The organism is Polaribacter sp. MED152 (genome assembly GCF_000152945.2).
Classification (GTDB): domain Bacteria; phylum Bacteroidota; class Bacteroidia; order Flavobacteriales; family Flavobacteriaceae; genus Polaribacter.
The window spans coordinates 2,382,828-2,409,285 of the sequence record NC_020830.1 but is presented as its reverse complement, the minus strand read 5'-3'; the positions used below and the strand labels follow the sequence as shown (position 1 = coordinate 2,409,285).

Annotated in this window: 21 protein-coding genes; 10 read left to right on the top strand and 11 right to left on the bottom strand. The window is 30.1% G+C overall.

What is annotated here, in order from left to right:
- Positions 1-78 precede the first annotated feature (78 nt).
- The 4 genes from mfd to MED152_RS10625 all read left to right on the top strand — a co-directional run bounded on the left by mfd (position 79) and on the right by MED152_RS10625 (position 8,290).
- On the top strand, positions 79-3,411 hold the full coding sequence (gene mfd, locus MED152_RS10640) for a transcription-repair coupling factor (RefSeq protein WP_015481887.1): 3,333 nt from the start codon (positions 79-81) through the stop codon (positions 3,409-3,411).
- On the top strand, positions 3,411-4,268 hold the full coding sequence (locus MED152_RS10635; RefSeq protein WP_015481886.1) for a DMT family transporter: 858 nt from the start codon (positions 3,411-3,413) through the stop codon (positions 4,266-4,268). Before mfd ends, MED152_RS10635 begins: the two co-directional genes overlap by 1 nt.
- A gap of 233 nt (positions 4,269-4,501) precedes the next feature.
- Entirely contained in the window at positions 4,502-6,913 is a 2,412-nt protein-coding gene (locus MED152_RS10630) for a TonB-dependent receptor plug domain-containing protein (RefSeq protein WP_015481885.1), read from the top strand.
- A gap of 12 nt (positions 6,914-6,925) precedes the next feature.
- Entirely contained in the window at positions 6,926-8,290 is a 1,365-nt protein-coding gene (locus tag MED152_RS10625; protein WP_015481884.1) for a hypothetical protein, read from the top strand.
- Between the two features lie 52 nt (positions 8,291-8,342).
- Here MED152_RS10625 and MED152_RS10620 read toward each other — a convergent pair whose 3' ends face one another.
- On the bottom strand, positions 8,343-9,401 hold the full coding sequence (locus MED152_RS10620; protein ID WP_015481883.1) for a hypothetical protein: 1,059 nt from the start codon (positions 9,399-9,401) through the stop codon (positions 8,343-8,345).
- A 38-nt stretch (positions 9,402-9,439) separates the two neighbouring features.
- Positions 9,440-10,546 carry a DNA-processing protein DprA gene (dprA, locus tag MED152_RS10615; RefSeq protein WP_015481882.1) on the bottom strand — a complete coding sequence of 369 codons (1,107 nt, stop codon included), beginning with the start codon at positions 10,544-10,546 and terminating at the stop codon, positions 9,440-9,442.
- 94 nt (positions 10,547-10,640) lie between these two features.
- Here dprA and MED152_RS10610 point away from each other — a divergent pair, with 94 nt between their 5' ends.
- Genes MED152_RS10610 through MED152_RS10600 form a run of 3 tightly spaced genes read left to right on the top strand, consistent with a single transcriptional unit; the run spans position 10,641 to position 12,609 of the window.
- Positions 10,641-11,546 carry an SPOR domain-containing protein gene (locus MED152_RS10610; RefSeq protein ID WP_015481881.1) on the top strand — a complete coding sequence of 302 codons (906 nt, stop codon included), beginning with the start codon at positions 10,641-10,643 and terminating at the stop codon, positions 11,544-11,546.
- 43 nt (positions 11,547-11,589) lie between these two features.
- The gene (locus MED152_RS10605; protein ID WP_015481880.1) at positions 11,590-12,102 is read left to right on the top strand and encodes an acyl-CoA thioesterase; all 513 of its coding nucleotides are present in this window, start codon (positions 11,590-11,592) and stop codon (positions 12,100-12,102) included.
- A 3-nt stretch (positions 12,103-12,105) separates the two neighbouring features.
- Positions 12,106-12,609, top strand: coding sequence for a mechanosensitive ion channel domain-containing protein (locus MED152_RS10600; protein ID WP_015481879.1), 504 nt, complete (start codon positions 12,106-12,108; stop codon positions 12,607-12,609).
- A 50-nt stretch (positions 12,610-12,659) separates the two neighbouring features.
- Here MED152_RS10600 and MED152_RS10595 read toward each other — a convergent pair whose 3' ends face one another.
- The 5 genes from MED152_RS10595 to MED152_RS10575 form a co-directional block, all read right to left on the bottom strand.
- The gene (locus MED152_RS10595) at positions 12,660-13,220 is read right to left on the bottom strand and encodes a type 1 glutamine amidotransferase domain-containing protein (protein WP_015481878.1); all 561 of its coding nucleotides are present in this window, start codon (positions 13,218-13,220) and stop codon (positions 12,660-12,662) included.
- Between the two features lie 129 nt (positions 13,221-13,349).
- Entirely contained in the window at positions 13,350-14,585 is a 1,236-nt protein-coding gene (locus MED152_RS10590; protein WP_015481877.1) for a murein hydrolase activator EnvC, read from the bottom strand.
- On the bottom strand, positions 14,585-15,355 hold the full coding sequence (locus MED152_RS10585; RefSeq protein ID WP_015481876.1) for a DUF4292 domain-containing protein: 771 nt from the start codon (positions 15,353-15,355) through the stop codon (positions 14,585-14,587). The genes MED152_RS10590 and MED152_RS10585 overlap by 1 nt, the downstream gene beginning before the upstream one ends.
- Position 15,356: 1 nt before the next feature.
- The gene (locus tag MED152_RS10580) at positions 15,357-16,337 is read right to left on the bottom strand and encodes a lipopolysaccharide assembly protein LapB (RefSeq protein ID WP_015481875.1); all 981 of its coding nucleotides are present in this window, start codon (positions 16,335-16,337) and stop codon (positions 15,357-15,359) included.
- Entirely contained in the window at positions 16,338-17,354 is a 1,017-nt protein-coding gene (locus tag MED152_RS10575) for a sugar nucleotidyltransferase (protein WP_015481874.1), read from the bottom strand.
- 308 nt (positions 17,355-17,662) lie between these two features.
- Between MED152_RS10575 and MED152_RS10570 the strand changes: the two genes are divergently transcribed.
- On the top strand, positions 17,663-19,531 hold the full coding sequence (locus tag MED152_RS10570) for an ABC-F family ATP-binding cassette domain-containing protein (RefSeq protein ID WP_015481873.1): 1,869 nt from the start codon (positions 17,663-17,665) through the stop codon (positions 19,529-19,531).
- Here the strand turns inward: MED152_RS10570 and MED152_RS10565 are convergent.
- Together MED152_RS10565 and MED152_RS13425 are read right to left on the bottom strand one after the other, a co-directional pair.
- Positions 19,528-20,247 carry a 3'-5' exonuclease gene (locus MED152_RS10565; RefSeq protein ID WP_015481872.1) on the bottom strand — a complete coding sequence of 240 codons (720 nt, stop codon included), beginning with the start codon at positions 20,245-20,247 and terminating at the stop codon, positions 19,528-19,530. The two genes, MED152_RS10570 and MED152_RS10565, sit on opposite strands and share 4 nt — an antisense overlap.
- Before the next feature lie 86 nt (positions 20,248-20,333).
- A complete protein-coding gene (locus tag MED152_RS13425; protein ID WP_015481871.1) occupies positions 20,334-22,433 on the bottom strand; it encodes a T9SS type A sorting domain-containing protein in 2,100 nt (699 codons plus the stop codon).
- Positions 22,434-22,621: 188 nt separating this feature from the next.
- On the opposite strand from MED152_RS13425, the gene MED152_RS10550 reads away from it, so the two are divergent.
- Positions 22,622-23,311, top strand: coding sequence for a response regulator transcription factor (locus MED152_RS10550; protein WP_015481870.1), 690 nt, complete (start codon positions 22,622-22,624; stop codon positions 23,309-23,311).
- A 10-nt stretch (positions 23,312-23,321) separates the two neighbouring features.
- The gene (locus tag MED152_RS10545; protein ID WP_015481869.1) at positions 23,322-24,362 is read left to right on the top strand and encodes a cell wall metabolism sensor histidine kinase WalK; all 1,041 of its coding nucleotides are present in this window, start codon (positions 23,322-23,324) and stop codon (positions 24,360-24,362) included.
- 3 nt (positions 24,363-24,365) lie between these two features.
- Here MED152_RS10545 and purD read toward each other — a convergent pair whose 3' ends face one another.
- Positions 24,366-25,640 (bottom strand): phosphoribosylamine--glycine ligase, encoded by a 1,275-nt coding sequence (gene purD / locus MED152_RS10540; RefSeq protein WP_015481868.1) that lies wholly within the window; start codon positions 25,638-25,640, stop codon positions 24,366-24,368.
- A gap of 44 nt (positions 25,641-25,684) precedes the next feature.
- Positions 25,685-26,458 (bottom strand): glycosyl transferase family 2, encoded by a 774-nt coding sequence (locus tag MED152_RS10535; protein ID WP_015481867.1) that lies wholly within the window; start codon positions 26,456-26,458, stop codon positions 25,685-25,687.

The window sequence follows — 26,458 nt, the reverse complement described above, 5'->3', positions numbered from 1 at the left end:
TATTGCTTTCACCTAGAAAAGAATTTGCTTTTTGGTTTATTATAAATTATCACAGTACATTTGTAAAAAATTTTACAGTTGAGCAAGCAGAACATTGTTAATCAATACCAACAATCTGCGAAAGTTTCGCAGGTAATTACAGCCCTTCAACAAGAGAAAAACCAATTTCAAATATCGAATTTGGCTGGCTCTTCATTGTCTTTTGTTATTTCCGAAAGTTTTAAAAAAGTAGTCAAACCTTATCTTTTAGTATTTAATGATAAAGAAGAAGCTGCTTATTATTTGAACGATTTAGAACAACTTTTAGGAGATAAGAATGTACTTTTTTATCCTGGTTCTTACAGAAGACCATATCAAATAGAAGATACAGATAATGCCAATGTACTTTTACGTTCTGAAGTTTTAAATAGAATTAATTCTAGAAAAAAACCAGCAATAATTGTTACTTACCCAACTGCACTTTTCGAAAAAGTAGTTACTAAAAAAGAATTAGAAAAAAACACCTTAAAAATAACTGTAGGTGAAGAGTTATCGCTCGATTTTGTAAATGAAGTATTGTTTGAATACAAATTTAAACGCGTAGATTTTGTAACAGAACCAGGTGATTTTTCTGTAAGAGGTGGAATTATAGACGTGTTTTCTTTCTCTAATGATGAACCTTATAGAATTGAGTTTTTTGGCGATGATATTGATAGTATTAGAACCTTTGATGTGGAAACACAATTGTCTAAAGAGAAACTGAAAAAAGTTTCAATTATGCCAAATGTAGAAAACAAAACATTACAAGAGAACAGGCAAAGTTTTTTAAAATATATTGCTTCTAATACTGTTGTGTTTTCTAAAAACGTAGACTTAATGTCTCAAAAATTAGATAAATTCTTTAAAAAGGCCGAAGATGCTTTTAATGATTTATCTAAAGAAATAAATCACCTTAAACCTTCAGAGTTATTTTGTGATGGTAGTTTTATTAAAAATGAACTGAATAATTTTACAATTGTCCATTTTGGAAATACCTCTAAAGTAGAAGGGCAAGAGATAGCGTTCAATACAAATCCTCAGCCATCCTTTAACAAGCAATTTAATTTATTAATAGATAATTTAAACGAATATCAAAAAGGAGGTTTTACCAATTATATCTTTTGTGCAAATGAGCAACAAGCACAACGTTTTCATGACATTTTTGATGACGCAGATCAAGAAGTACATTATGAAACCATTGTTTTTCCTTTATACCAAGGTTTTATAGATGTAGATCAAAAATTGGTTTGTTATACAGATCATCAAATTTTTGAACGTTATCATAAATTCCGTTTAAAAAACGGATATGCAAAAAAGCAAGCCATAACACTTCAAGAACTTAACAAACTTGAGATTGGAGATTATGTTACGCATATGGATCATGGAATAGGAAAATTTGGTGGTTTACAGAAAATAGATGTTCAAGGTAAAAAACAAGAAGCCATAAAATTAATTTACGGAGAGCGTGATATTTTATATGTGAGCATTCACTCTTTACATAAAATTTCTAAGTTTAATGGTAAAGATGGTAAGCCTCCAAAAATATACAAATTAGGTTCTGGAGCTTGGAAAAAAATCAAACAAAAAACCAAAGCTAGAGTTAAACATATTGCGTTTAATTTAATTCAATTGTATGCAAAACGTAAACTACAAAAAGGGTTTGCTTTTGGTCCAGATACGCACATTCAGCACGAGTTGGAAGGTAGTTTTATGTACGAAGATACACCAGATCAATATTCTGCTACACAAGATGTAAAACGAGATATGGAAAAAGACCAACCTATGGATAGATTGGTTTGTGGCGATGTTGGTTTTGGTAAAACCGAAGTTGCAGTTAGAGCCGCTTTTAAAGCTGTTGATAATGGTAAACAAGTTGCAATTTTAGTACCAACTACAATATTGGCCTTTCAGCATTATCAAACTTTTTCTGAACGTTTAAAAGATTTTCCTATCAAGATTGATTATTTAAACAGATTTAGAACAGCAAAACAAAAAACAGCAGCAATTAATGGTGTAAATGATGGTTCTGTAGATATTATAATTGGAACACATCAATTAACGAATCAACGAATAAAATTTAAAGACTTAGGGCTTTTAATAATTGATGAAGAACAAAAATTTGGAGTTGCTGTAAAGGATAAATTAAAAACACTTAAAGAAAACGTAGATACCTTAACCTTAACTGCAACACCAATTCCTAGAACCTTACAGTTTAGTTTAATGGCTGCAAGAGATTTATCAGTTATAAAAACACCACCTCCAAACAGACATCCAATAGAGAGTAATGTAATTCGATTTTCTGAAGAAACTATTAGAGATGCTATTTCTTATGAAATTTCTAGAGGTGGCCAAGTCTTCTTTATTCACAATAGAATAGATAATATTAAAGAAGTCGCTGGTTTATTGCAAAGGCTAGTACCATCAGCAAAAATTGGTATTGGTCATGGACAAATGGAGGGTAAAAAACTAGAAGAATTGATGTTTGGTTTTATGAATGGTGAATTTGATGTACTTGTTTCAACAACGATTATCGAAAGTGGTTTAGATGTGCCAAATGCAAACACCATTTTTATTAATAATGCCAATAATTTTGGTTTGAGTGATTTACATCAAATGCGAGGTAGAGTGGGTAGAAGTAATAAAAAAGCATTTTGCTATTTTATAACTCCTCCTTATCATATGATGACAGATGATGCCAGAAAACGAATTGAAGCTTTAGTTTTATTTTCTGATTTAGGAAGTGGAATAAATATTGCCATGAAAGATTTAGAAATTCGTGGAGCAGGAGATTTATTAGGTGGTGAACAAAGTGGTTTTATAAACGACATTGGCTTTGATACCTATCAAAAAATACTAAAAGAAGCCATTGAAGAATTAAAAGAAAATGAGTTTGCAGAGCTGTATCCAACAGACAATTCTAAACCAAAAGAATATGTAAAAGAGGTACAAATTGATACTGATTTCGAGATTTTATTTCCTGATGATTACATTAATTCAATTACAGAAAGATTAGCGCTATATAACAAATTAGGCACACTAGAAAAAGAAGAGGAATTACTAGTATTTGAATCTGAAATTATAGATAGATTTGGAGAAATACCAACTCAAGTTGAAGATTTGTTAAATTCTGTGCGAATTAAATGGTTGGCAAAAGAATTAGGTTTAGAGAAAGTGATTTTAAAGCAAAAAAGATTGGTGGGTTACTTTGTATCAGATCAACAAAGTGATTTTTACCAAACAGAAGCGTTTACTAGAACTTTAAAATACGTGCAGCACAATCCTAAAAGTGTAGTTATGAAAGAAAAACAAACTAAAAATGGTTTACGTTTAATGATTACATTTATAAAAATAACCTCTGTAAAAGTTGCCTTAGAAACGCTTCAGAAAATTTAATGGATAAATCTTATATCAAACAACTTTCTGGTTTATTATTAGCTTCATTTTTTATAAGTACTTCTGGTGTTTTAGGTAAGCACATTGCTATGCCTTCAGAAGTGATTATTTGGTTTCGCTCAATATTGGCAATGGTTTTTTTATTTGTTTTTTGCAGATACAAACAAATAAATTTAACCATAAAATCTACTAAAGATTATAAAACTTTTATAATTGGGGGTGTTTTAATGGCTGCACATTGGGTAACGTATTTTTATGCGCTAAAGCTTTCTAATGTAGCTATTGGAATTTTAACTTTGTATACATTCCCAATAATAATCGCCTTATTAGAACCTTTGTTTTTCAAGATTAAATTTAACCCCATTTATATTTTATTGGGCTTTATGGTGCTCTTAGGTTTATTCATTTTAACACCAGAATTTGATTTAGAAAGTTCACAACTAAAAGGTGTTTTGTTTGGGGTATTTTCGGCATTTTGTTATGCCATTCGAATTTTAATAATGAAAAAACATGTAGCCAATTATAATGGAACTATGCTTATGTTTTATCAAACAGTAATTATTACCATTCTTTTATTTCCTGTTTTATTTTTTATGGATTTGTCTGGCTTAGAAAGTCAACTACCCTATATTTTATTATTAGCCTTAATAACAACAGCTATTGGTCATAGCTTAATGTTGCATTCTTTAAAATTTTTCTCTGCAGCAACTGCCAGTATTATTAGTAGCCTGCAACCTATTTTCGGCATTGGTTTAGCGTACTTATTCTTAGAAGAAATTCCTACTGTACATACCTTTTGGGGAGGTTCTCTAATTTTGGCTACAGTGATTATTGAAAGTTTAAGAAGTAAAAAGTAAATTTTCAACTTGCTTTTTTACTGATATTTTAAGGGCTTTTAAAAATTGCTTGGAATTCACTTTAATATTAATATTTATTAATTTTCATTAGTAATACTTATAATTCTATAATTATTTAAGACCATCTTTTCGCCTTTCTAAATAAAAAACGGTAACCAACTAAATATTCATAATTAAATTAATTTTATTTAGATTAATTAAAAATAAGGGTATATTTGCCAAAAATATATTCCATGAAATTTTTAAATACAGGTATTTTTCTTCTGATTTCTTGTTCAATTTTGGCACAAAAAGGGGGCATTTATGGAAAGGTAAAATTTGACAATAATGATCCTGTTATTGATGCATATTTGATATTAACCTCTAAAAATTACATCAGAGAAACATCAACCGATTTTAATGGTAGTTTCTCTTTCAAAAACATACCATTTGGCACTTATGAAATACAAATTAGATCATTAAACTCGCAACCAAAAAATATAAGTGTACAATTAAATACAAAGCGAAAAGAAATTGATGTAGTTCTAGATTATTTTGAAAATCAGTTAGATGAAGTTTTAGTTACTACTAAATCTAAAAAAACAAAAACCGAAACAAAAGGTTTTTCAGTTAATGTAATAGAAACCAAAGAATCCAGTCTTAGAAACATACAAACTAACGAATTACTAAATACAACTGTAGGTGTAAAGATTAGACAAAATGGTGGTTTAGGTTCTGAAGTTAATTATAGCTTAAATGGTTTGGCTGGAAATGCAGTTCGTATTTTTATAGACGGAATTCCTATTTCAGTTTATGGTTCATCCTTTAATTTAAATAGTATTCCACCTTCAATGATTAAAAATATTGAAGTGTATAAAGGTGTGGTTCCTGGTCATCTTGCAGATGATGCTTTAGGAGGTGCCATTAATATTGTACTTCATAAAAATGCGAAAAGTAATCTAAATGGTTCCATTTCCTATGGATCATTTAATACGCTACAAACAAGTGCAAATGGTTTGTATCGATTTAAAAAATCCGGCATAACCTTTAAAACCTCCCTTTTTCATAATTATTCAGATAACAATTATAAAGTATCAGGCAGAAGTGTGGTAGTTACAGGTATAGGTGGTGCACAAACTCCAATTGTTTCAAAACGATTTAATGATGCTTACAGTTCCACAGGAGGTATGATTCAAGCTGGTTATACTGATGTAAAATGGGCAGATCAATTTTTTATTGGTGTTACTGGTTCTGAAGATTATAAAGAAGTACAACATGGTGCATTTATGACAATAACACCATATAAAGGTAGATTTTTTGAGTCTGATGCAATACTCGCCAACATAACCTATCAAAAGAAAAATTTTCTTACTAGAGGTTTAGAGATAAACATTCATGGTTTATATGGTAAGCGAAATAGAATGCTTAACGACACTGTTGCTGCTGCCTATAGCTGGAATGGCAATAGAGCTATAGATTTTAGAGGAAATGAATTTGAATATTCTTGGGGATCTCAACAAGAAGGAGGACCAACTTTGGCTAAAATAAATAGAGATGTTGCTTCTTTTCGAACAGGAATTTCTTACACATTTGATAAAAACCATAAAGTTTTGGCTAACCATTTGTATAGTGGAATTGATAGGCAAGATAGTGATGCCTTAAGATCTGTATTAGAAAACACATTTATAGGGTCAAGAGAATTAAGAAAAAATATTTATTCAATTACCTATGAAATCAATGCATTCAAAAATAGACTTAAAGCCAATTTATTTGGTAAACATTATCAACAGAACACAGTAAACCTAGATCCTGCAATTGCAGAAGATGAAAATGGCAATGATAAAATTATAGATGAAATTATAAGCAGCAACAAAACTCTTAATGGTTATGGTTTTGCAATTTCTTATACAGTTCATCCAAAAATTACTTTACTGGCCTCTGCAGAGAAAGCCATTCGTTTGCCAAATGAAACTGAGGTTTTTGGTAATGATGGAGATAATGTGGTTGCAAACCCAAGTATAAATCCAGAACAAAGTAATAATTTTAACTTAGGTTTCAGGTTAGGAACCTTCCATTTTAACAATCACAATTTCACCCTATCTACCAATTTATTTACTAGAAATTTAAAAGATAGAATTGGCCTACCCATAGAAAACTCAACCAATATTAATGATGAATTAATTGTTTATGTAAATCAAGGTAGTGGAACATCTAAGGGTTTTGATGCACAATTAAACTACAATTATAAAAACAACTTTGGTTTAAATTTTAATATATCTCGTTTCGATTTAAAACTGATTAACAATGGTGTAGAAATAGATGTGCCCAATACTCCTTTTTTTACTATGAATGGTAGCTTACGCTATTCATTTAAAGATGTCATTCGCAAAAAAGCAAGACTAAACCTTTTTTACAACATATACTTTACAGATCAATTTTCGTACTTGGTTCCTCAAGGCTCAAATACAGTAGGTGACGATTTTTTTAAAATACCTCAGCAACTTGCACAAGACTTAGGTTTAAGCTACGCTTTTCCGAATCAAAAACTCGTAATGAGTTTCGACATAAAAAATATTTTAGACAAACCTGTTTACGACAATTTATCGGTTCAAAAACCAGGTAGAGCTTTTTACCTCAAACTTAATTATTCAATAAATAAACTTTAAATACAACTAAAAATGAGACGTAATTTTTTAAATCTTAGAACACTAGTATCAATACCCCTGTTAACAGGTGTTTTACTATCATGTAATAATGAGGTAAATGAAAGCTTAGATCCAGAAACAGATCCTGTAGAAGATGGTAGATGGATTACCATTGCTGCTGCAAAAATGGGAGATAATCCTGGAGATGGAAATGGTGGTACTTTAATTTATGCTGTAAGTGCCTCAGATGCCAAAGACCCCACAAAAACTGTAGCTCCTTTTGATAACGGATTTATTGTACCCTCTAACAGAACTGCAAGACTACAATCATCAGAGGATGGATCAACTATTTTTAACATTAGTTACGCAGGTGATACAGGAGGAAATTACACTAAATACACTGTAAATGGTGGTCAGGATTTTGCTCCAACTGGTTCTGAAGTAAGCATAGCTCCTTATGTAGGAACTGCTCCTAGATGGATTAAATTGTTTGATGGAGATAAAACTGGTGCTGCAGTTTACGTTTCAACTGAAAATCAATTTGATGACAAAGGAACACCAAATGACGATACTGATGATGTATATTTAAGAACAGAAGCAACAATGGGAATTGTTACATTAGACCTAGAGAATTCTATAATTAAAAACTTTCAAGAAGCTAGTATACCTTTATCTGCAGAAGAAGAAGCTTTGGGTTATTATATTTCTAGAATAGATATGCCAACTTTAAATGCAGCAGGTAACAAATTATATATTGGTGCACGTTTAAGTAAAGTAGATCCTGCAACAGCAGAAAGAGAAAATGATTATGAAATACTAGGTTCAAAAACAATTGTCTTAGATTACCCTTCATTACTTAACCCTACTATTATTACATCAACAGTTGGTTTTGGAGACACCAATGGCTACAGAAGTATTAATGCTTTTGAATATAATGTTAGTGTGTATCAAGCTAATCAAAATGATCCTGAAGGTTCTCATATTTTAAAGATTGATGCAAACAATGAATATGATAATACTTATGATTTTAATTTAGATGATGCTTTAGGTATTGAAGGGGCATATATTTTGGCTTGGAGACCAACTGAAGATGGTAAAGCAGTAATTGCATACAGACATAATGATTCTGCAGATGGTATTGCTGGTGCTCAAGGTTACTTTGCTTTAGCCGATTTAAATGCAAAAACTGCTCAAAAAATTACGGCTATACCTTATGATGTTGATTTTTATTTATTTCAATATCAAGGTTTTGTTATCGATGGTAATGAGGTTTATGTAACCCAAGCTCCTGTTGGCCAAAATGGAAACATATATGTTATCAACACAGAAACTGGTGCAGTTACAAAGGGAGCTGAATTAGTAAATGTTGAAGGAAGTCATTTTATTGGAGCTTTTTAAAACCTATAAAACTTCAAATGTTTTAAAGCACAGACCTTGGTTTGTGCTTTATTTATTTTGTACTTATATCCAAGTAATTACGCTTAACAAAAGCTAAAATAGTTTCTAAAATTTCACCCATATTTGTACAATCTTTAAACTTTACATCTCCAACATATTGTATTAAATGTTTTTTAAGAAGAGTTACATTCTCTGGATATGAAATAGAATCATTTTTCATACATTTTATCAGCCTTAAAGTTCTTCTAGGTGTGGTAATCATCCTTTTAGCCATATAAGATCTTTCTTCAATTTTATATTGCCTAATAGAATCGTTTTGCAATTTCTTACTTACCATTTCTACCATTTTAAAATTCTCTTTCATGAACTGCAGATTATACACTTTTAAATTCCCTTCAAAAGACTGCTGATCAAAATCAATAGCTCTAATTTTATAAATAATATGATCAAAATCGTGCGTAGGTGTAATTACGTAATTGTAAGATCGCATATCTCCTAAAAGCCTTACCAAACAACGTTCTTTAAATTTCACAAACTCTTTGGCAATTTGCGATTTTTCAGATTCTGTACACGTTGGTAAAATATCTCTAATAAAATCATCTCCAGGAATACCTGCAATATGTTCTTCTATAAGTGTATTTCCATGTACTAAAAAGTTCATACTGTAGGGAGATAAAATATGCTCTAATTCTAAGCCGTAAATTCGTGAAGCATCTGCTTTTTTTACATAAAAATAGGTAAAGTTATCATTAAGAATGTTTCTAATTTTAATACGAAAAGGTTTCGAATTACCAAACGTACAATAGTCTACAGCATCTACATTTAAAAACGGAATGGTTTCTTCATTACCATCAGAATGTAACATAGTGTAAACTTTTTTTAGACTCATATCAATTTCTGCTCTATCAGAATCAGAATAATAAGTTCGAATCCAAAGTGTGTCTTCATCATTCTTGTCATACACAGTTACAGAACCTTGAAAGCGCAATAAATCTTCGTAGTAAATAGAGATTTTAATATCTCTTTTATAATTTTTTAAATAGGCATTCAGCATTTCATTTACAGGAAATGCTGGCTTTTTCTTAGACATCAACCTCTTCTCTACTGCCATCTTAAATTATTGATTGAGCTCAAAAATACAGATAATGTTTAAATAATTTCGAACATTTTGCCTGGTAAAGGCCTTAACACACCTTTTAATTCCATCTGTAATAGAATAGATGATATTTGAAAAATAGGAATATTACATTCAAGAGCAATAACATCTAATAGTTTCTGACCTTTTTCAAAAAGCAAATCGTATATTTTTTGTTCGTTTTCATTTAAATCAACAAATAGTTGTTTTTGAATGGGTTTTGTTTCTGTTGATGATAAATCCCAGTTTAACATTTTAACAATATCTTCTGCAGAAGTAAGTAAATTTGCTTTATTATTTTTAATTAAATTATTGCATCCTTTACTATACACATCAGTTGCTCTGCCTGGTAATGCAAAAATATCTCTATTGTAAGAATTGGCAATATCTGCTGTTACTAAAGAGCCACCTTTTTCTGCAGATTCAATTATAATAGTAGCTTTAGAAATGCCTGCTACTATTCTATTTCGCCTTAAAAAGTTTTCACGTAAAGGTTGTTCTTCGCTCCAAAATTCGGTTAAAAATCCACCCTTTTCATTTACTTGATGAATGTATTTTTTATGAACTTTAGGATAAATCTGCTCAAAACCATGAGCTAAAACAGCAATGGTCTGTAAATCATTATCTATTGCTGCTTTATGAGCACAAATATCTACACCATAAGCAAAACCGCTAATAATTACGGGGTTATATTCTTTTAAATCTTTAATGATTTGATTGCAAAACTGACTTCCATAAGAACTCATATTTCGAGTACCAACAATAGAAATAAATTTAGAATTATTAGAAAAATCGATATTACCATCTTTAAATATTAAAATAGGACTATCAATACAATTCGTTAAATTCTTAGGATAATCATCTTCTAAAAAATAGGTGTAAGCAATATTATTTTCTCTTATATACTTAAGTTCATTCTCTGCAGCAATTAAGTTCTTTTTATCTAGTAAATGCTTTAGAGCATGTGTACCAATTCCGTTTATTTTTTCTAAAGTAGAGGGTTTTTCTGCGAATATTTTTTCTACATCTCCAGTAGTTGCAATTAACTTTTTAGAGAGAATATCTCCTATTGCCTTACTTTTTTGCAAGCGCAAAACCGCAAGTAATTTTTCATCTTTCATCAATAACAATTTGAGAACCAATATATAAAATAATTGTTGATAAAATTTGCAGCTCTAATTCTTAAAACTCAGTAGAATTTATATATTTGTTTATATGATTTTAGCCAACTACATCAAAGACTTACTTTATAGATATGACTGTGTAATTGTACCTAATTTTGGTGGTTTCATTACCAACAGAATGAGTGCTACATATAATTCACATACTTCTAATTTCTTACCACCATTCAAACAAATTGCTTTTAATAACAATTTAAAAGAGAATGATGGTTTATTGGCAAATTATATAGCTTCTGTAGAAGGTATGTCTTTTGAAGATGCAAATAAAACTTTAGCTACAGTAGTAAATAATTGGAAGGTTCAATTACAAAAAGATGCAATAGAATTAGCACAAGTTGGTACATTAAGGTTAAATGAGAATCAGCAGATAATTTTTGAACCAAATACTGAAGTAAACTATTTGGCTGAATCTTTTGGATTGGCTACTGTTGTTACGTCAGAAATTGAAAGAAAACAAGCAATTGTAAAACCTTTAGTGACTGTTACCAATACAGCAAATAATAAAGTTTTACCTACACTTTTAAAGTATGCTGCAACAGCTGCTATTTTATTAACATTAGGTTTTGTTGGAAATAACCTTTATCAACAAAATAAGCAAAATACTATTTTAGCTTCTCAAGAAAAGGCATTAGAAAAAAAGATTCAATCTGCTACGTTTACCATTACAAATCCTTTACCAACTATTGAATTAAATGCTATAAAAGAAAAGGCAAAACAATTTCATATTGTAGCTGGTGCATTTCAATTTCCTGCAAATGCAGAAAAAAAGGTAAAGCAACTTCAAAAAGAAGGGTATGAAGCTAGAATTATTGGCGTAAATAAATGGGGCTTAACAGAAGTAGTTTTTAATAGTTTTGCTGATAGAAACGAAGCCATAAATGAACTTTATAAAATTCAAGATTCTGTATGCAAAGACGCTTGGTTATTAGTAAAAAAATAACGTTTATTTAAGGGCTATCCTTATCTTTGCAGAAATTTTTAAAATGGAAGCAAAAACGCCTAGAGAATCTTTAACAATACTTACAGATTTAGTTTTACCTGGAGATACAAATTACCTAGATAATCTTTTTGGGGGTGAATTGTTAGCAAGAATGGACAGAGCATGTAGTATTGCTGCAAGACGTCATTCTTCTAGAATTGTAGTTACTGCTTCTGTAAATCATGTTGCATTTAATAAATCTGTTCCTGTTGGAAGTGTAGTAACCTTAGAAGCAAAAGTTTCTAGAGCCTTTAAATCTTCTATGGAAATTTATGTTGATGTTTGGATTGAAGATAGACAATCTGGTATGCGTACAAAGGTTAACGAAGGTATTTATACTTTTGTAGCTGTAGATGAAACTGGTAAGCCTGTGCAAATACCACAAATAGTACCAGAGACTGAATTAGAAAAAATTCGTTTTGATGGCGCTCTTAGAAGAAAACAACTAAGTTTAGTTTTAGCAGGTAAAATGAAACCAGATGAAGCTACTGAGTTAAAAGCACTCTTTAAGTCTTAAATTATGTTAGAATATTTAAATCATTTTAAAATTATTGAATCGCTAATAATTATTGTTGTAGGTTCTATAATTAGAATAATGATTACGAATTCTTTGAAAAAAATTCGAGTTAAATTCGGGTTTCAAAAAACCAGAGTTTTAATTGTAAACCGAATTATAACTTTCTTAGTTTATGCTGCAGTAATAGTTCTAATAGCTTTTATTTGGGGTGTAGATGAAAAGCAATTGATGGTTTATGTATCATCTTTCTTAACCATTTTAGGTATTGCTTTTTTCGCTCAATGGTCTATTTTATCAAATATTACAGCAGGTTTAATTTTATATATTAATTATCCTGTTAAAATAGGTGATACAATTACCATACTTGAAAAAGACAATAATATAACTGGTATTATAAATGACATTGGCGCCTTTTTTATAACGTTAACTGTAGAAAATGGAGATTTAATTACCTTACCAAACACCGTAATTTTACAGAAAAACATTCGGTTTAAACCTCATAAATAAAAAAAGGTGCAACTAAAAATTGCACCTTTTTTTATGTATACTATTATCTATTATACAGTTTGTTCTTCATGTTTACCTTCGTAAATTTCTTCTACAATTTTAGCATTGAATGCTGGTAAATCATCAGGGTTTCTACTAGTTACTAACCCAGCATCTACAACCACTTCTTTATCAGACCAAATTGCGCCTGCATTTATAATATCTGTTTTAATTGAGCTAAAAGAAGTTACTTCTCTACCTTCTAAAACTCCTGTTTCTGCCAATAACCATGGTGCATGGCAAATTGCTGCAACAGGTTTATGATTTTTAAAAAAAGATCTAATAAAATCAATGGCACTTTCTTCTCTTCTTAATACATCAGGATTTATAACTCCACCAGGTAAAACCAAGGCATTATAATCTTCTTGAGAAACTTCGTTTAAAGTTTTATCTACTTTATAAGATTCAGACCAATCACCATCATTCCAAGATTTAATTTCACCTGATTCCAAAGAAACAATATCTACATCTGCACCAGCTTCTAATAAAGCTTTTTTAGGTTCTCTTAACTCACTTTCTTCAAATCCGTTTGTAGCTAAAATTGCTACACGTTTTTTGTTTAAATTTTCCATTTTGTTCTTTTTTATAGTTTTTAATTCTGCTGATTACTATTAACCAACTACCCAAAATTATAAATAGAACTCGATATTTTTTAACGCAATTCGTATAGAAATTAACACAGAAAATATTTTAAGATAATTTTATCTTTTTAGCATCCAAGAAGCAGGATTAAGCTTTACAGTGTTTTTAAGTAATACAAAAACTAAAGTAGTTTTGCCATTAATTTTATCAGTAAAAATTTTACCTAAGCTCTGCCCTACTTTTACTTTATCTCCCTTTTTAACATAAGAGTTTTCAAGGTTGTTATAAGATGTGATGTAATTACCATGCCTAACTAAAACGTTCTTTTTACCTCCAGAACCAATTAGAACATTAAATACTTCACCATCAAAAATTGATTTTGCTTCACCACCTTCTGAAGTTACAAAATGCACACCTGTACTATTAATCGTAATTCCAGGAAAAATTGGATGTGGCTGCACACCAAACCTTCTAACAATAATACCTTCAGAAACTGGCCAAGGCAATTTACCTTTATTTAAATCGAACCTTGCTGCCAATGCTTTTGCTTCTGGACTTAAAATAAACTCATTTTTCTTTACCGTTTTTGGTTTATTTTTAAGCTTAGCAAGTGCTAATCTATTAGCCCTTTCTATTTCCTCTTTGATAATTTTATCAATCTTAGCAGCAACTCTTTTCTCTTCTTGAATGGTTTTCTTTAAATCCTTTTTATATTTATTCTCTTTCTTTTTAATTAAAGACAATAAGTTTTCTTGCTTATTTTTATCGGATTCTATGGCTTTTTTCTGATTAATTTCAGATAAAATTAGCGTATCTTTTATTTGTTTTTGATTCAACAAAGAATCATTCATTTTACCAATAAAAACAGTCTGACTAACGATTTCTTCTCCTTGTTTTTTTCTGAAGGATGTATATTGTTTCATATACTCTAACCTTTTATATGCCTGATAAAAATTTTCTGAAGACAACAAAAACATGGCCCTACTCTGCTGTGATTTACTTTTATAAGATTTGTAAATCATATTGCCATAATCTTTTTTAAGATCGGCTAAATTTTTATTGAGTTTTGCAATCTGTTTTTCGTTTTCACGAATTTCATTACTCAATAGTTTTGCTTCTAAATTGATGGTATTTATTAGCTTATTTCTAACTTCTATTTTTTGCTGAATATCTTTTAATTCTTCTAAAACATTGCGCTCTTTTTTAACTTCTTTAAAGAGTAAATTATTTAGTTGTTTAATTTCAGACTTGTATTTTTTACGTTGGTTTTCTAACTCTTTTCTGGTTTGAGAAAAGAGAGTACTACTTGCAAAAAGTACAATGAAAAATAATATGTAAATTCTAATAAACCTCATTAAAAAGTTAATTGCTTATAACCTGCAGGCATATTAAAAGACATATTAACGTCAGTATCAAATTCAACAGTTTTATATTCTAAATTAATTACAGTTATTCTTTTTTTGTCTTTAGCTTTAATTTCAATAGCAGTAGGAAAAACTACCGAATTTATTAAGTTATAGTTTGGGTATTTAATATCTAAACGTAAACCTTTTTCATCATTTACAATACTTTGATTATCTAACTTGAAATGTGCAGGATTTATAGTATAAAAAATATTATATAGCAAAGCTTGTTGCTCTGGGTTTAAAACATATCTATTGTTTAGAACATTTACATCTTGTTTTTCAGCAGTAACATCTTGCAAGGCTTGCCCTAAAAATAAATTCTGTAATTGTTCAAAATTAATCTCTACTCCAAGCAATTCTTTAAGCATAGAAAAATCGCCCTCAAATGAATGTTTAAAAACTGATGAATAATAACGCACTTTAGTAGGTGTAATTTCTGCTTTAAAAACTGTTATAAACTTAGTACCTCTTAACCAAATTACTTCATCTTTTTTCATCTTCATACTTACAGTTAAATTCTGATTTGTTTTACCATTATCAAAATTTACTTTAAGTTTTGCATCTATGGTTTGCTTATCAAAATTAGCAGCCATATGTTTTCTTGCTACTTTCTTAGCAGAAAAATTTTTAGCTACAGCTGTTGCATCAATCATATTTTTGTTGGATTTACATGATGTAAATACTATGGTAAAAAGTACTAAATATTTAAAAAACTTCATGTTAACTTTTTAATTGTTTCGCCTTTTGCAAATACTTGTTTTCTTCATTTTTGTTACCTAAACCTTTATATGAATTCGCCATTTCTATATAAAAATCTACCTCCATTTCTTCTTCTATTACAAAATCGATACCATTATTTAAAGTAGATAACGCTTTTTTATACATTTTCTGATTATTTAAGGCTCTTGCCTTCATTAAATAAACCAAAGGTTGTGCAGGAAACAAACTTATACCTTCTTCACTATACTTTAACAGGTTGATGGTATTAGATTCAGAAATTTTTAAAATCTGTTTTAAGGTTTCGTAAGATTTATCTTGCTGGAATTTTTTTTCTAAAACAGAAATATCGTTTAATTTTACTGCTTTTTGTTCGGGAACTTTTCTGGTGTTTAAACGTTGTTTTATTCTCTTTAAATCAGCAGTTAATGCATTCTCGTTTTCTAACAATTCCATTAATAAAATGGCTTTATCATAAGCTCTGTTATAAAGATAAAGTCTAACTAAAAAAGGCCTTTCTTTTGGATTTATAGCTACCAGTTTTTTTTGCGTAAGAATTGCATCATTCAAGTTATTTTCTTTCTGATATACTTTTACCAAATGCTTTAACATCCAAACATTATTGGGCTCTTGCTCTAATGCTCTAGTAATGTATTCTTTGGCCAAATTAACATTGTTAAGTGCTAAATAGTTTTTAGAAAACTCAAAATACACTGCTGTATTACTCGCTAAAAGCTGATTACAACTCTCTAAATTTTCTATTGCTTTTTGATGATTACCAATTGATTTATCTGATAATGCTTTAAAAAAGAAGGCTTGAAATATTAACTCTGCTTCTTCAGTTAAATCTTCTTTTTCTGGAATACTGTCTTGCCCAAAACTAGTCATCGAAAGTAGACAAAAAGCTAAAGACAAAAGAGCCAATTTAAAATAATTAAATTGCCTCTCTTGCCTATGTGTTTTTGTATTTTCGATGTTTGTCATCTACGTTAATTCTGTATAATCGCCAATACTTACAGAGGTATATTCACCATTATATTTTGCATGATTTCCAATCATTGCATTATCTAATGTTGCGTTTGAAATCGATACATTTGTTTGAATTAATGAATTATTGATTGTTGAATTTTCAACAACACTATTTTCACCTATTGAAACATAAGGCCCAATTTTTGAATTTTTAAGCACAACGTTTTTACCCACAAAACAAGGTTGAATTATCTCTGAATTTTCTAGCACTACATCATCAGCAACTAAGTTATTACCAGCTTCGTGTTCGAAATGTAAAGTTTGTTTATTAGTATCTACTGTAGGATCTTTTTTACCACAATCCATCCAAGTACTTACTGTTCCTGGTATAAATTTAGCTCCCTGTTGTTTTAAAGATTCTAAGACATTGGTTAATTGATACTCATCATTTTCTTTTAAATCATTATCAATTAAATATTGAATTTCTTCAAGAAGTTTTTCTCCACTTTTAAAGTAATAAATACCAATAATTGCTAAATCTGAAACAAAGTCTTTTGGTTTTTCTATAAAATCAGTAATAATACCATCTTCTAATTTTACCACTCCAAAAGCACTTGGGTTATCTACTTTACTTACCCAAATTGCACCATCTGCATTTACATCTAATGTAAAATCTGCTTTAAATAGTGTGTCTGCGTAAGCAACAACACATGGCCCACTTAAAGATTCTTTTGCACAGTAAATTGCATGAGCAGTACCTAAGGCAACATCTTGAATATAAACTGAACCTTTTGCACCCAATTCCTCAGCTATTTTTAATAATTTTTCTTCTGTATCTGCAGGAAAACCTTTTGCTCTACTACCAATTACAAAAGCTATTTCATCTATCTCTTCATCTATTACAGAAGCAATGTCTTCTACTAAACGTTGTACAATTGGCTTACCAGCAATTACTGTAAGCGGTTTTGGAACTGTTAATGTATGAGGTCTTAAACGAGAACCTATACCTGCCATTGGCACTATAATCTTCATAAAATATTCTTTATCTATATATAGTTGCAAGATAGTATTAAATAGTAGAAATGTAAAATTGTTTAAAGGCTAAAAAATATATTTTCTCCCCATAAATAGGGAGAGGTCTCCCTATTTATGGGGATTAAAAAATTTCACTATTTATAGGGATTGACAAGCACTCTTATTTGAAGTAATTTTACATCAAGAAATTAATCCCCCAAAAAATCCCCCAATTCCCCCACAAAGATTTCGTTTGCAAATGATGTAAAAAACCCAAGTTAACTCTTGGGTTTTTTGTTTCTTTGTACAAACTAAATTTTGTATTTGTGAATTATCTTTCTGTTGAAAATATATCTAAATCTTATGGTGAGCGTGTTTTGTTTCAAGACATTTCATTTGGTATTAATAAAGATCAAAAAATAGCATTTGTTGCCAAAAACGGAACAGGTAAAACATCAATCTTAAATATTATAGCTGGTTTAGACAGTTCTGATACAGGGCAAATTGTTAGTAGAAAAGGTATTTCTATTGCTTACCTTGCTCAGAATGACGATTTAAATCCTGATTTAACTATTGAAGAAACCATATTTGATACAGACAATAAAATACTTTCTGTAATAAAACAATATGAAAGCGCTTTAAAAAACCCTGATGATGCAGAAGCTTATCAAGCTGCTTTTGATTTAATGGATCAATTCAATGCTTGGGATTTTGAAACGCAGTACACACAAATATTATCTAAACTTAAACTTGAAGATTTAAGTCAGAAGATTTCTTCTCTTTCAGGTGGACAAAGAAAACGCCTATCTTTAGCTATTGTTTTAATAAGCAAACCAGATTTATTAATTTTAGATGAGCCAACAAACCACTTAGATTTAGAAATGATTGAGTGGTTAGAAGATTTTTTCGCGAAAGAAAAAATTACACTATTCATGGTTACACATGACAGGTATTTTCTTGAACGTGTTTGTGATGAAATTTTAGAATTAGACCATGGTAAAATATACAAGTATAAAGGAAACTACTCTTACTATTTAGAAAAGAAGGAAGAACGCATTCAGCTTGAAAAGGTTACTACAGAAAAGGCTAAAAACCTCTTTAAAAAAGAGCTAGATTGGATGCGTAAACAGCCAAAAGCTAGAACCACAAAATCGAAGTCTAGAATTGATGATTTTTATCAAATAAAAGAAAAAGCACATCAACGTAGAAAAGATCATAAAGTTCAATTAGAGATTAATATGGAACGTTTAGGAAGTAAAATTCTTGAACTTCATAAATTAAAAAAGTCTTATGGAGATAAGGTAATTCTAGATGGTTTTGATTATGTTTTTAAACGTGGAGAACGAATTGGAATTATTGGTAAAAACGGGACAGGAAAATCTTCTTTTTTAAATATAATTACCCAGAAAAACCCTGTTGATGGTGGTAAAGTGGTAGTTGGTGAAACTGTAAAGTTTGGTTATTACACACAATCTGGAATTAACATTAAAGAAGGCCAAAAAGTTATTGAAGTTATAAAAGAGTTTGGTGAGTTTATACCGTTAACAAAAGGAAGAAAAATATCTGCTTCTCAATTATTAGAACGTTTCTTATTTGATAAGAAAAAACAGTACGACTTTGTAGAAAAACTTTCTGGAGGTGAGCAAAAACGTTTGTATTTATGTGCTGTTTTAATACAAAATCCTAATTTTTTAATATTGGATGAACCTACTAATGATTTAGATGTAGTTACGCTAAATGTTTTAGAAAATTTTCTATTAGATTACCCAGGAAATCTTATGGTGGTTTCACATGACAGGTATTTTATGGATAAAATTGTAGATGCTTTATTTGTGTTTAGAGGAGATGGAATTGTAGAAAATTTTCCTGGAAACTACTCAGATTTTAGAGCTTACGAAAACTCTAATCCTTACGAACAAGAAGTATCTGAAAATATTAAAGCAGTTTCAAAAACGAATACAACTAAATCTAGCAAAAGTACTTTAAGTTATAATGAAAAACGAGAATTTGGTGCTCTAGAAGATGAAATTCAGCGTTTGCAGAATCAAAAAGAACGCATTGAAAAACAGTTTCTAAACGTAGAAATTGCAGAAGAAAATATTGCCAAAAAATCTGAGGAATTACAACAGATTATTAATGATTTAGAGCAAAAAGAAGAACGCTGGTTAGAATTGTCTTTAAAGCTAGAAGATTAATTCACGTTTACAATTTCATGGTCGTTTAAAATAGCTTCATTGTTAAATTTTAAAAGTATTTGTGCCACTGCAACTGTGTCCTTTTCACAGTAAGTTACAATACGATCAATGTCTTTTTTCTTATAATATACCTCTGCTACTTCACTACCATCAATATCATCTTTTGGTGAAGGTATTCCTAAAATAGACGTTAATAATTTTAGAGAAGTATAGTGCTTAAAATCACCAAACTTCCAAAGTTCTAAGGTGTCTAAATGTGGTACTTCCCATGGCTTTTTACCAAATAAGTTTAATTTTTTTGGCAACTCTATTTGATGTACAATCATTCGTCTAGCTATAAACGGAAAATCAAATTCCTTTCCATTATGCGCACACAAAATGTTCGATTTTTTAGCAAAATGCTTATCTAATAAAGTTTTGAAATCAGTAAGTATTTGATGTTCATCATCACCAAAAAAAGAACGAATTCTTAATTGTCTATTAGTATCTGTATTATTAAAATACCCTACAGAAATACAAACAATTTTACCAAACTCTGCCCAAATACCTGCTCTTTCATAAAATTCTTCTGCAGTAAATTCTTCTTTTCTTTGATATTTGGTTTTTGCATCAAATAATTGTTGGGTTTCTATCGATAAGTTTGACCAATATTCTTCCTGAGGTACAGTTTCGATATCCAAAAAGAGGATATCATTTAACTGATAAGTTAAGTTCATAGCAATACAATTTCTTTTTTATAAATATAGTAAAAAAGAAAAAGCTCTGAAAATTCAGAGCTTTATCAAAATATGAATATTGTAATTTACTTAATTACTAATTTAGAAGTTGCAGTATTTGCACCTTCTTGAACTTTAATAATGTAAATTCCTGATGATAATAATGCAGTATTTATTTCTGCTTTATTCCCAGCAACAGTTGTACTTAATACATTTTTACCTAGAACATTAAAGATTGAAATGTTTTTAACCTCTGCACTGTTACTAGTAATTGTTAAGTTATTATTAGTTACAGGATTTGGATAAAGTGCAAAACCATCGATTTCTAAATTACTTACAGATAAAGTAGTGTCAGCAAAAGTAGATCCTATTCTCAGGTTGTCAACAAGAATTCCTTCATTTAAATCTGAGTCTGATTGTCTTAATCCGAAACCTTCAATTGAAATTCCTGGATCTTGTTCGTCAGAACCTAAAATTGAGGTATCTGATTCTGAAGTTGCGTCTACCCATAATTTGGCAATATTATCATCTTGATTAAACATAACAGTAACTCTATAAGAAACCCCATAAGTTAAATCTGTTGCCCAAACTGCATCTGCAGTATTACCTATTGTAGCAATTCCAACAGTAAAATCTCCTGAAGAAGCAGGAGGAACGATATCAAGTTTAGCCCTATAAGTAAATGAGGCATCCTTAAACATAGCAAAGTATTCATTATCAGTACCTGATATTGGGCCACCTGGATCTACAACTGTAAAATCAAATGCATAATAAACACTGCCAGTAACTGCTGCAAACTGTATTTGCGCATCTTCACTAGGTGTTCCATGCTGTACTAATGCTTGACCAGCTGTAACCAGTAAATCTCCTGATGTTCCACTAAAATTGTCCCATAATGGATTATCTACTAAACTACCATCTGCATAAGAAAAATCATCAGATATTGGTAAGCCAATACAAGATGGACTGAATAATGTTCTTGTTAAGTCACACGAACTATTCGTTGCTCCAACAATTGTAATTTCTGTATCAGTACCCTCTGTCATTCCAGAAAAAGTAATTGTACCCTCTGCAACTATATCTGGATTATCCCCACCAATTGTAACACCAGAAGGTGCCGTAATTGTATAAGTTGCACTTGTATTTCCGCCTGTAAATGCGATAGTTCCAGAGTAGGTGTCAGAAGCTGATGTGACTGCTTCACAAGAAGTCGTAATTGCTCCTAAAGCAAGTTCACAAGGAAAATCTGATGAAAAAGAAACACTTTTAGACACTGCTGGAGACAAAGAAGCCCCATCATTATCTACTAATTCTAAGGTTAAAGTATAAGATGAACCAGGTACAACTTCTATTTGTGGTAATGTTGTTGTAAAAAAATCTGCATTTTCTGTAGAACCACCAACTGTTACTAAAGTTGATTTTATATACCCATCTCCAGAATTATCACTTGCTCCAGAACCATTATCCGCAGATAAAGAAAAGTTAAAAATATCTATTGTAACATCTACCATTGTTGAAGTGTAAACGTTAGCCTCTGTTGGAGAAGAAATCAATAAATTTGGATCTGAAGAAACACTTGTACCAATCCAAGCTTTAGGGTCAAAATCAGTAGGGGCTTCTCTCGGAGAGTTTGTGTGTGTTGTACAGCCACTTATTGTACTATCTGCCCATACATTCCACTCAGAACTACTCCAAGTTGGATTTGCTGAAGTTACTGTAGCTTTTCTTTCTGCTCTTCCATCTTCAAACTCGTGGCAAGTTCCTGAACCATCTTCACCTGGAACTCCAAAAATATCTACCACAGTAGATCCATTATATAAAACAATTTGATCATCACCATTACTATCTCCTGGACCACCTGTCCCAGCATCTATATCTGCAGCCATACCATAAACAGTTTGAAAATTTGTAGCATTAGATGCAATAATAGCAAAAGAGCCAGCAGCTAAACTACCAATAGGCGCTAAATCTACTACGTTTGTAGATAATTCAGAATTCCCATTTGTGTATCTCTGTAAAGTCCAGCCAGTCATGTCTTGTGCAGAAGTTCCAGCATTATATATCTCTACATACCTTGCTGTTGCATCATTATTTGGATCTGCTAATTCTGTTATAAGTACCTGACCAAAAGAAATGGCACTAAAGAATAAGGTTAATAATAAAGTAAATAAGTAATTTTTTTTCATGTTTGATTAATTTTTTAATTAAGAGCTATAAAAGTAGAAAATTATAAGCGTGTTTCTATCAAACAGATAGATTAAGTAATTGTTAAGTTATTTACCCTAAAAGACCTAGTTAAGATTAAATGATTGTTAAGTAGTAATCATCATAAAATATTAATCGCTATTTTTGAAGAGGAATAAACAGCACAATTATGAATAAAAGTGATATAAAAATTTTACTAGTAGATGATGAACCAGATATTTTAGAAATTGTTGGTTACAATTTAAGAAATGAAGGTTATCAAGTTTTTACTGCCGAAAATGGCCAAGAAGCCATAAAATCTGCTAAAAAAAATACACCACATCTTATTTTACTAGATATCATGATGCCAGAGATGGATGGTATTGAAGCTTGTGAAAAAATTAGAAAAATTAAAAATCTAGATAATGTAATTATTGCTTTTTTAACTGCTAGAGGTGAAGATTACTCTCAAGTAGCTGGTTTTGAAGCTGGTGCAGATGACTATATTACAAAACCAATTAAACCAAAAGTATTAGTTAGTAAAATTAAATCTCTTTTACGCAGATTAAAGAGTGAAGAGGAAAGTGAAGAGACTCTTAAATTAGGTGATATTGTAATTGATAGAGATGAATATGTAGTATACAAAGCTGGTAAAAAAATAGCTTTACCTAGAAAAGAATTCGAACTTTTCTCGCTATTAACCTCTAAACCAAGTAAGGTTTTTAAAAGAGAAGTTATTTTAGATACAGTTTGGGGTAATGAAGTAGTTGTTGGTGGTAGAACAATAGATGTACACATAAGAAAACTTAGAGAAAAAATTGGTGATGACCATTTTAAAACTGTAAAAGGTGTTGGTTATAAATTTGTTTTAAAAGATTAAATATAATTTATTGAGAATTAAAAAAACATATTCTTATGCTCTTTCATCAGCTGTATATTTAACACTATTGGCTGTTGTTATCTCTTCTATTTCCTATTTTATGATAAGTAAAAACTTAGGATTTGGAAGTATCATAGCATCTATTATCGCTCTTTTTATAATTTCATTTTTTATCATTCAATATAGAGCTGAACACTTTATCTACAGAAGATTACGTAAAATTTATCAAGAAGTTTCTATTTTAAACGTAAATGATTTAAAAAGAGAATCTGCTACAACAGATATTGACAAGCTTTCTAAAAGTATGCAAAAATTTGTTGAAGGAAAACGTTTAGAAATAAAGAGTTTAACTGAAAGAGATTCTTTTAGACGTGACTTTTTAGGTAACGTTGCTCATGAGTTAAAAACTCCACTTTTTACAGTTCAGGGTTACATATTAACACTACTTGAAGGAGCTGTAAATGATAAGGAGATTAGAATGAAATACCTTAATAGAGCTAACAAAGGCGTTGAAAGGTTGGTTGCTGTAATTAAGGATTTAGACATGATTGCTAAACTTGAAAATGAAGGAACTAATTTAGATATTGAAGTTTTTAATATTCTAGAACTAATTCAGAATGTGTTTGATTTATTTGAGATGAAAGCAAAGAAAAGAAACATCTCTTTAAAGTTTGATAAGGTATACGAATTCCCAGTTTTTGTTAAAGGTGATATCGAAAAAATTGAGCAGGTTTTAATTAACCTTATTGTAAATTCAATCAAATACGGAAATCCTAATGGAACCACGTATGTTGGTGTTGAGAGTTACTCAGACAAAAAATTTATTATTAAAGTAACCGATAATGGAGAAGGTATTAAAAAAGAGCACATATCTCGTTTATTCGAACGTTTCTACAGAGTAGACCAAAGTAGATCTCGTGAACAAGGAGGCTCTGGTTTAGGCCTTTCTATCGTAAAGCATATTGTTGAAGCACATAATGAAAATATCTTATTAAAAAGCACCTTTGGTGAAGGCTCTGAATTTTCATTTACACTAGAAAAAGCAAGTTAATTCTTAAACTAAATCGAATCCGATATCTTTTCTGTAGTTCATTTTATCAAATGATATTTTGCGAATGCTTTCATAAGACTTATCTAAAGCCTCTTGAATAGAATCTCCAAACGAAGTTATAGCCATGACTCTACCTCCACTTGTTACTACTTTACCATTTTTTAAAGTTGTACCTGCATGAAATATGGTTGAGTTTGCAGTATCTTCTAAACCACTAATTTCTTTGTTTTTATCGTAAGCTTCAGGATAACCTCCAGAAACCAACATAACAGTAGTTGCTGTTTGTTTAGTTACAACAAAAGATTTCTCATTCAATGTCTGATTTGCAACACCATCAAACAACTCGAATAAATCAGATTCAATTCTTGGTAAAACCACTTCTGTTTCTGGATCTCCCATTCTTACATTGTATTCTACAACAGAAGGATTTCCATTATCATTCATTAAACCTATAAAAATAAAACCTTTATAGTCTATACCTTCTTTTTGAAGACCTTGAATGGTAGGTTTTACAACTAATTCTTCTACCTTATTTAAAAAATTATCATCTGCAAAAGGCACGGGTGAAATTGCACCCATTCCTCCAGTATTTAAACCTACATCACCTTCACCTATTCGTTTGTAATCTTTTGCTGAAGGTAAAATTTTATAATTCCTCCCATCAGTTAAAACAAATACAGACAGCTCTATTCCTTTTAAGAATTCTTCGATAACCACAGTTGATGAGGCTTCACCAAACTTCTGATTAGAAACCATTTCTTTTAATTCTATTTTAGCTTCTTCTAGAGAGTTTAAAATTAAAACTCCTTTACCTGCTGCTAAACCATCTGCTTTTAAAACATATGGTGGTTCTAAGGTTTCTAAGAAAGCAAAACCATCTTCTAAATTATCACTAGTAAAAGACTTATATTTTGCAGTGGGCACATTATATTTTTCCATGAATTTCTTAGAAAAATCTTTAGACCCCTCTAATAAAGCTCCGTCTTTTTTAGGACCAATAACAGGAATATTTTTTAGCTCATCATCTGCCAAAAAGAAATCATGAACACCATTTACCAAAGGTGCTTCAGGCCCAACAACTACCATTTTAATATTATTTTCTAACACTAGTTTTTTAACAGCATCAAAATCTGTAGGATTGATATTTACATTTGTTGCAATTTCATTTGTACCTGCATTTCCAGGTGCAACAAAAACCGAGTTAACTTTTGGACTTTCAACTAACTTTAATGTAAATGCATGTTCTCTTCCTCCAGAACCTAATATTAAAATATTCATGGTAATTAATTTATGGATTGCAAATATATTTTAAATAAAATTGGCTACCTAAAACCCCACTTTAAAAAATATTTAATTGCCGAAAATGTATGTCTTAAAAATAGCTTAAAACTTTTTGACGATCCTTGTTTTAAAACATGAATAATTTCTTCTTGAGGATAATATAATTTCTTTTTACCCATCAAGTCTATTTTTTTACAAATATCTACATCTTCCATATATAAAAAATAGCGTTCATCAAAACCATTTAATTTCACAAAATCTTCTGTTCTATATAGATGAAAACACCCTGTGATATAATCTGCAAAAAATGACTGATTTAAATCTAAATCCCTGTAGGTACCTTTTAAAATTTGTTTCTTAAAAATAAATTTTAAAAATGTAAATCTTCTTGCTAGTAATTCTGAAACAGTTGGATATCTTCTGCAGGAATATTGATGCCTGCCATCTGGAAACAAAACTTTTGGAGCTATCATAGCAGTTGAATTATCTAATTCTAACTGGCTAATTAATGTTGTAATAATTTTTGGCTTAAAAGAGACATCAGGATTTAAAATTAAATGATAATCAGATTTATCTTTTAAATATTTTAAAGCTTTATTATGACCAGCACCAAAACCAATATTAGAGGGCACAGCAATATATTCTATATCTTGATGATGAAATAAGCCTTTAAAATCTCCATTTAACGTATTATCTATTAAATATAATTTCTTGGAAATTTTTACATTCAAAAAACAAGACACAGTATTTTCTAACTCTTTTAAATCCTCATTAAAAAGTACAATAGAAGCTGTTATATATATGTTTTTATTCAT

Bases quoted from the DNA above. Each gene is read 5' to 3' on its own strand.
- MED152_RS10635 (WP_015481886.1), top strand. From the start codon at position 3,411: ATGGATAAATCTTATATCAAACAACTTTCTGGTTTATTATTAGCTTCA.
- MED152_RS10630 (WP_015481885.1), top strand. From the start codon at position 4,502: ATGAAATTTTTAAATACAGGTATTTTTCTTCTGATTTCTTGTTCAATT.
- MED152_RS10625 (WP_015481884.1), top strand. From the start codon at position 6,926: ATGAGACGTAATTTTTTAAATCTTAGAACACTAGTATCAATACCCCTG.
- MED152_RS10620 (WP_015481883.1), bottom strand. From the start codon at position 9,401: ATGGCAGTAGAGAAGAGGTTGATGTCTAAGAAAAAGCCAGCATTTCCT.
- dprA (WP_015481882.1), bottom strand. From the start codon at position 10,546: ATGAAAGATGAAAAATTACTTGCGGTTTTGCGCTTGCAAAAAAGTAAG.
- MED152_RS10610 (WP_015481881.1), top strand. From the start codon at position 10,641: ATGATTTTAGCCAACTACATCAAAGACTTACTTTATAGATATGACTGT.
- MED152_RS10605 (WP_015481880.1), top strand. From the start codon at position 11,590: ATGGAAGCAAAAACGCCTAGAGAATCTTTAACAATACTTACAGATTTA.
- MED152_RS10600 (WP_015481879.1), top strand. From the start codon at position 12,106: ATGTTAGAATATTTAAATCATTTTAAAATTATTGAATCGCTAATAATT.
- MED152_RS10595 (WP_015481878.1), bottom strand. From the start codon at position 13,220: ATGGAAAATTTAAACAAAAAACGTGTAGCAATTTTAGCTACAAACGGA.
- MED152_RS10590 (WP_015481877.1), bottom strand. From the start codon at position 14,585: ATGAGGTTTATTAGAATTTACATATTATTTTTCATTGTACTTTTTGCA.
- MED152_RS10585 (WP_015481876.1), bottom strand. From the start codon at position 15,355: ATGAAGTTTTTTAAATATTTAGTACTTTTTACCATAGTATTTACATCA.
- MED152_RS10580 (WP_015481875.1), bottom strand. From the start codon at position 16,337: ATGACAAACATCGAAAATACAAAAACACATAGGCAAGAGAGGCAATTT.
- MED152_RS10575 (WP_015481874.1), bottom strand. From the start codon at position 17,354: ATGAAGATTATAGTGCCAATGGCAGGTATAGGTTCTCGTTTAAGACCT.
- MED152_RS10565 (WP_015481872.1), bottom strand. From the start codon at position 20,247: ATGAACTTAACTTATCAGTTAAATGATATCCTCTTTTTGGATATCGAA.
- MED152_RS13425 (WP_015481871.1), bottom strand. From the start codon at position 22,433: ATGAAAAAAAATTACTTATTTACTTTATTATTAACCTTATTCTTTAGT.
- MED152_RS10550 (WP_015481870.1), top strand. From the start codon at position 22,622: ATGAATAAAAGTGATATAAAAATTTTACTAGTAGATGATGAACCAGAT.
- purD (WP_015481868.1), bottom strand. From the start codon at position 25,640: ATGAATATTTTAATATTAGGTTCTGGAGGAAGAGAACATGCATTTACA.
- MED152_RS10535 (WP_015481867.1), bottom strand. From the start codon at position 26,458: ATGAATAAAAACATATATATAACAGCTTCTATTGTACTTTTTAATGAG.